The sequence below is a fragment of the Shewanella sp. ZOR0012 genome (assembly GCF_000798835.1).
Lineage (GTDB): Bacteria > Pseudomonadota > Gammaproteobacteria > Enterobacterales > Shewanellaceae > Shewanella > Shewanella xiamenensis.
The window spans coordinates 2,328,217-2,334,917 of sequence record NZ_JTLE01000094.1 but is presented as its reverse complement, the minus strand read 5'-3'; the positions used below and the strand labels follow the sequence as shown (position 1 = coordinate 2,334,917).

Annotated in this window: 5 protein-coding genes; 2 read left to right on the top strand and 3 right to left on the bottom strand. The window is 46.4% G+C overall.

The window, feature by feature from the left end:
- Positions 1 to 456: 456 nt before the first annotated feature.
- Positions 457 to 1,830 (bottom strand): magnesium transporter, encoded by a 1,374-nt coding sequence (gene mgtE, locus L976_RS11845; RefSeq protein ID WP_047536968.1) that lies wholly within the window; start codon positions 1,828 to 1,830, stop codon positions 457 to 459.
- Between the two features lie 22 nt (positions 1,831 to 1,852).
- A complete protein-coding gene (locus L976_RS11840) occupies positions 1,853 to 2,533 on the bottom strand; it encodes a hypothetical protein (protein WP_047536966.1) in 681 nt (226 codons plus the stop codon).
- A 612-nt stretch (positions 2,534 to 3,145) separates the two neighbouring features.
- Here L976_RS11840 and L976_RS11835 point away from each other — a divergent pair.
- Positions 3,146 to 4,279 (top strand): endonuclease/exonuclease/phosphatase family protein, encoded by a 1,134-nt coding sequence (locus L976_RS11835; RefSeq protein ID WP_047536963.1) that lies wholly within the window; start codon positions 3,146 to 3,148, stop codon positions 4,277 to 4,279.
- Between the two features lie 271 nt (positions 4,280 to 4,550).
- Entirely contained in the window at positions 4,551 to 5,741 is a 1,191-nt protein-coding gene (locus tag L976_RS11830; protein WP_047536960.1) for a class I SAM-dependent rRNA methyltransferase, read from the top strand.
- A 91-nt stretch (positions 5,742 to 5,832) separates the two neighbouring features.
- Here L976_RS11830 and rpiA read toward each other — a convergent pair whose 3' ends face one another.
- Complete coding sequence (rpiA, locus tag L976_RS11825; protein WP_037415120.1) at positions 5,833 to 6,492, bottom strand: ribose-5-phosphate isomerase RpiA; 660 nt, start codon at positions 6,490 to 6,492, stop codon at positions 5,833 to 5,835.
- Positions 6,493 to 6,701: the final 209 nt, after the last annotated feature.

Here is a 6,701-nt window from a genome sequence, read left to right as displayed (position 1 = left end):
CGGGACTGTTGTTGCATGGCTTCATTTTCGCGGGCCATATTTTTTAGCTCTTCGATTTCAACTTCGTATCTATCTTGTTGATCAATGAGCTTTTGCTTCAGCGCTTCGTTTTCTGCTTTGAGTCTTGAATTAAACCACATAAAAACCTCTAAACTTTTATTGATATTGTTATGGCCACTGAATTAATAACGTCTAAGGTGCAATCCCTGCGGTATTAGGGTAAGTAGGAAAGTGTGGTAAGAAAATATTAACGTATATCAATGCCATAATCTTACTTTTTTATTGAATAACAATGAATTTATGAACTTGAGCAAATAAATTGCCCAAGTCCATTTTGGATAACAAGTGAATATCTCGTACTGTATTTCTACAAATTGCGATTCAACCTTAATTGAGCTTGCTAGTTTGAGTGTTAACGCTTTTCATCAGCATCGCAGCAAAAGCGTTGTAACTCTTTTAAGCCACAGGTAAATCTAAAATCATTGTAGCAATACTAAAGTAAACGAGCACACCAATGATATCGGCGATTGAGGTGATAAGTGGTGCGCTGGCTGAAGCCGGATCCATTTTTAACTTGCTGAGTAAAAAGGGCAGTGACATGCCAATCAGGCTGCCAATGATCACTACGATCTGCATGGTTAATGCAACGACCAAGGCGATTTCTGGACCGCCGCGCCAAAACCCAAGTAGCGATACTGCCAAGGCCATGCTGGCACCGAGTAATCCTGCTACCCCTAATTCACGCCCCAGCAATGAGAGCCAATCCTTGAGTATCACTTCGCCCGTGGCTAAGGCTCGCACCATTAAGGTGGCTGATTGTGAACCCGCATTACCGCCGCTATCGATGAGCAGGGGAAGAAAGAACACCAAAGAAACATAACTGGCAATGGTATCTTCAAAAAAGGCGATGCCAGCGCCTGAGAAAATATTACCAAACACTAAAATGACCAACCAAACGACTCGTTTACGATAGAGCAAGCCTATGCTGGCGGTCTTTAAATTGTGATCAATATTGCCGATGGCCGCAGTTTTAGTAAATTCAACATCAACCTGTGAACTGGCAATGTCCATCGCATCGTCATAGGTGACAATACCGACTAACTGTCCCTTGCCATTGATGATGGGGAGAGCCAACAAATCGTAATGGGCGATCATCTGTACCGCCTCTTGGCAAAGGGCGTTGGCATCTAAGGCGATGGGGTTGGGTTTCATAAAGTCGACCACTCGCTCTTCTGGCTGCGCTAAAAGTAATTGTCTAAGTGATACCGTTCCAATTAAACGGCCTAACATATCGACCACATAGGCTTGATAAATCGTCTCTTTATCGGCGGTTTCCGTGCGCAGCATTTCAATCGCTTGTGCGGCGGTATGACGGCTATTGAGCAGGGTGTAATCCGATGTCATCGCTGCACCGACTTTGGTTTTGTCGTAGGCGGCTAAAGTGCGCATATCCTCTCGTTTTGCCTGTGCTAACACGGGCAATAGTCGTTTTTGTTGTTCAGGTTCGAGCAGGTTATAAAGATCGGCGCGCTCGTCCGCTGCCATAGTGAGCAACAGCGATGACAGCGTGGTTTTATCTAACTGCTGCACTAATTCTGTTTGTAATTCATCACGTAAATAACGAAATAAATCCGCCGCAATTTTGGCGGGCGCAAGTTGCAAAAACCGTAATTGCTGTGGCTGAGTAAAGCTACCAACTACAGCGGCAATATCTGCGGGGTGACGCTCTTTCGCTAAAGCCATAATGCCTGCTGTATCGCGCTGCTCTAAAATATTTTGGATAGCTACGACGATTTGCTTAGTATTTTTTTGGTTGTTGTTCATGTTCATAGTTCATTCTCCCAACGATCTATTAATTAAAGAAAAAGGTAAAGTCAGCGCCCAGCTGTTGTGTGTTTCCTTTTAGGCTGTTGCCTAGGCTTAGTTGAAGTTGTAACTGTCTTTTAAGTAAATATTGATATGCGAGTTTGTAGGTTCGTTCATGGGACTCATGGCGATAAAATTCGGCTATCCATTGCTGCTCAGTGTCGTATTCGAAGGCGATAGCAACTCCTGCAATAAGCTGGGGCGATTGAGCGCCATACTGATCGATACCTAGGTTGCTATAGAGGCGTAAATTCTGAGCTGCCAAGTCATATCCCAAAATCCCCACAATTTGCGTTGTTAGAGGGTGGCTGCCTTGATGATTTTTTTGCAAATTAACAGCCAGCGCACTTTGCCAAGGGGCATAGTCTGCATTTAATGGCAATTTGAACCCCAGCTCGGTTTGCTGCTCATTGATAGCATTATTGCTTTGTTGTTCAATGCCTAAGTGCCATTCCCATTGATCTGGGTTGCAGGTGCCACTGCCATTTATCTGTTTTGCGCTATGATCGGATCTCGGCTGTTGCCAACCTAGCTGTAACTCGCAGTGTTCGGCGATGCTGGGATCATCCACATCGAGTTGAGAGGCATGTGTTGCGACGCTAATGCATAGCCCAAAAAATGCCCAAGACTGAAAAGCAAAGGTGAATGGCTTGTTTGTGTACGCCATGGTTTAACTCCCTGAGTGTGGGAGCCAACTGGGGCAAAATAGGCGTGAAGATGTATTCAATAGGCAGCACTTATTCTCCGGCTCAATGCCGGAAAAACCAATAGGCGAGCGCTAACGCTAGCATGACTGGCTAATATTAAGGTCTGAAATTGAATGTACGGGTGTGGGGTGAGATGTGTCACGCTACTACCCTGCTTAGCAGGTAGCAGCAAAATATTGCGGGCTAGTGCTAGGCGTTAAATCCTGTCTTTTGGACAGGGCATCTACTGTCGCTTATGTGTGTGCCCACAGTGGGTCTCCTAATGGTAAAATCGGCTAGATTCTAAACCGCTGACAATGAAAGTCAACCCAATAGGCAATTACCTATGTTTATGTTTCAATTTTGCTTTTATTCTTGAGTTAATTTTTGTTTTAGGTTTTTGCTGTGTTGCATTTTGGTGTTCAGCAGGTTGCCTTAGGGTGTCGGACTGTATTTTTATAAGATTTGATATTTATTAATTGCTGTTGTTCTGCGCCAGTTAATGGATGTATTTAATGATAAAATCGATTTATCGCAATCAGTTAAGAACCGAGTTTAATTAGCACAACAGTTTGGCTAAAGAGGAATCACCTGTGACATTTGCTTCCCAACAGCAGTCCATTTCGGCTGAAAACTGCCACTCGAATATTCGTATTGTGACTATCAATCTATTTAATTTTATTGAACCACCTTTAGCCTTTTACGATTTTGAAAATATCTATAGCCATGGCCAATGGCAAAAGAAGTGTCAGTGGTTTGGCGAGCTTTTAAACCAATATCATCCGGATATTGTCGGGTTTCAGGAAGTGTTTAGCCCTGAGCCATTAAAACAACTTGCGGCGCAGCAAGGGTTAACACATTTTGCCATAGTTGATAGCGCCACTTTGGTCAGTGATTACATTTATCAAAGCCCTGTGGTTGCGCTAGCGTCGCGCTTTCCTATCCTTGAGGTGCATGCGATTGAACCCGATGCACATTTAGTGGCAGCGATGGGGTTATCGAGCCAATTTACCTTTAGTCGTAAAGTGCTGCGGGCGACGGTGGATATACCGCAAATTGGCGCTTGTGATTGCTATGTGGTGCATTTTAAATCTAAGCGCCCGGGACTTGCGTTAGAGCCACATCCCTTAGGCTTAACCTTAAGTGCGCCGCACACGCTTGCGTTGCACTCTGAGACTAAGTTATTAACTGAGCAAGCCCTAGGTCGCTGGGCATCGACCATGCAGCGGGGCGCAGAGGCGGCATTGTTGTTCCATGCTATTCTCGCGCGGCGGCAAAGCATAAGATATCCGGTGATCCTGATGGGTGATTTTAACGATAGTTTGTCCATGGGGGCGTTGGATGCATTAACGCTCCAAGGCGAGCATCTCCACAGCAACGATATCAAGGCCGCGGGACTTGGGCATTTGTCTGATACTGCACGTTCGGCTGTGTTTGCCCAATATCGACTGCAAGATGCTTACGAGTTATTTATTGCGGCGAATATGCCCGATAACCTAGTCCATTCTCGGGAGCATCGAGCTGCAACCCATTACTACGGCCCTAAAGGTTCGGTACTCGATTATATTTTGCTTTCCAATGAGTTTGATGCCAGTGATAGTCGCAGTTTGGCTCAGGTGGTGGATTATCAAACCTGCGATAGACACTTAGTCAGGCCCGAATATGAGCGCGATGCTTACAGTACCGACCATGCACCGGTATGGGTGGAATTGGCGCTGCGGCGTTAGCAAGTAAAATAACTGTCGAGGATGCCATCAAGAACAACATCTCATCTTGAATCGTTAACACGCCCTCGGCCCAGGGTTTTACCCGCGAAACTGGAGTATGATCGCAGACCATGGGAATGGAGAGCTGATGTTTTGGACAGATGGCTCGCACTTGAACCCTATTAGGTATATTATCCGCTTCCATTTTTAGAGGGCGGCGCCTAGTGTTCGAGCGGTACTATTGATTACGGTGGTACAACACACAGGCGGTACAATTATCAAAGGCGGTACTATGGCTATCAGAATCAAACTTAAACCCGGTCGCGAAAAGTCCCTTGAGCGTCGTCATCCTTGGGTCTTTTCCAACGGGATCCACAACGTTAAAGGTAAGCCTGAACCGGGGCAGACCGTCGATGTGGTTGCCCACGATGGTCATTGGTTGGGCCGTGGTGCTTGGTCTCCTGAGTCTCAAATCCAAGTACGAATTTGGACTTTTGATCGCGAAGAAGAAATTGACCGTGAGTTTTTTAAGCGTCGTATTCTGCGTGCACAAGCGGGACGCGATGATTTGATCCGTGAACAAGGCTTAACGGGTTACCGTTTAATTGCCGCTGAGTCCGACGGCTTACCCGGTATCACTATTGATAAATATGCCAATGTATTGGTGTGCCAATTACTGAGCATGGGCGCCGATGTATGGCGTGACACTATTGTCGATGTGCTCGCCGAGCTGTACCCCGATTGCGCGATTTATGAGCGCTCAGACGTCGATTCCCGTAAGAAAGAAGGCTTAGCCTCTACCATGGGTTTACTCCATGGCACGCTGCCTGAAATGCCCGTCATTATTGAAGAAAACGGTATCAAAATCGCCGTTGATGTGACTAAGGGTCATAAAACCGGTTTCTACCTCGACCAGCGCGATAACCGCGCCATCGCCGCCCGTTTTGTGAAAGGCAAATCGGTACTGAACTGTTTTTGCTACACCGGCACCTTTGGCCTCTATGCTGCTAAGGCGGGCGCGGCCAGCATTGAGAACGTCGATGTCTCATCACTTGCCCTCGATACTGCGCGTTTGAATATGCGAGTCAATGGGTTAAATGATGACAATGTGCATTACAACGAAGCCGATGTGTTTAAGCTGTTACGTCAGTATCGCGATGAGGGTAAAACCTTCGATGTAATCGTACTCGACCCGCCAAAGTTTGCCGACAATAAGTCGCAGCTCAACGGTGCCTGTCGTGGCTATAAAGATATCAATATGATTGCGCTGCAATTATTAAATCCGGGCGGGGTGCTGCTGACCTTCTCTTGCTCGGGATTAATGCCTGCGGATCTGTTCCAAAAAATCGTTGCCGATGCCGCACTGGATGCCAAACGTGAGATCCAATTTATCGAGCGTTTAAGCCAGGCGAGCGATCACCCGATTGGCAGCGCCTTCCCCGAAGGTTTTTACCTCAAGGGCTTAGTGGCTCGAGTGTGGTAATCACTTAATCGTTTTAGGGTTATAAAAAATGCCGGTGCAGTTGCAGCGGCATTTTTGTTTCTCGCATGGGAGTCTTTCGACTCACCTTGCCTTAAGCGGTAAAGGTTTTCACGCCTTCAGGGGTGCCAACCAGTAACACATCGGCGCCGCGTTTTGCGAATAGACCGTTGGTCACTACGCCGACGATGGCGTTGATCTTATCTTCTAATTCCTTAGGATTGATGATCTTAAGGTTGTAAACGTCGAGGATCACGTTGCCGTTATCCGTGACAACGCCTTCACGGTACACTGGGTCGCCGCCGAGTTTGACGAGTTCACGGGCCACGTAAGAGCGCGCCATTGGGATCACTTCAACGGGCAGCGGGAATTCACCCAAAATATCCACTTGTTTAGTGTTATCCACGATACAGATAAACTTTTCAGCCACAGCCGCAACGATTTTCTCGCGGGTTAATGCCGCGCCGCCGCCTTTGATCATGTCCATATGGCCGTTAATTTCATCGGCACCATCAACATACACGGATAATTTATCGACGCTGTTTAAGTCATAAACTGGGATGCCAAGGGCTTTCATCTTTTGGGTAGAGGCTTCTGAGCTTGATACCGCACCTTCAATATCGGCCTTCATGGTCGCCAAAGCATCGATAAAGTGGTTAACGGTTGAGCCTGTGCCCACACCTACAATGCTGTCCTTCTCAACGTATTTGAGTGCAGCCCAGCCTGCGGCTTTTTTCATTTCATCTTGAGTCATGTTGACATCCTGTAATGGCAAATGAGTAAAAAATTCTGGGCTTAGTATACTCTTTTCCGCCAAATAGTGTGGTGCTATTGCACTATGGCTGTGATCTTGCTTACAGCCCGCACTGATTTAATCTGTGTATAAAGGGAAGTGCTTTAAGATAAAGTACATCTGGATAGAGACAATGCTCTATGCGGGCTTAATCTAACTAAGTTACTATT

Excerpts from the sequence above, each read along its gene's own strand:
- mgtE (WP_047536968.1), bottom strand. The coding sequence starts at position 1,830 with ATGAACATGAACAACAACCAAAAAAATACTAAGCAAATCGTCGTAGCT.
- L976_RS11840 (WP_047536966.1), bottom strand. The coding sequence starts at position 2,533 with ATGGCGTACACAAACAAGCCATTCACCTTTGCTTTTCAGTCTTGGGCA.
- L976_RS11830 (WP_047536960.1), top strand. The coding sequence starts at position 4,551 with ATGGCTATCAGAATCAAACTTAAACCCGGTCGCGAAAAGTCCCTTGAG.
- rpiA (WP_037415120.1), bottom strand. The coding sequence starts at position 6,492 with ATGACTCAAGATGAAATGAAAAAAGCCGCAGGCTGGGCTGCACTCAAA.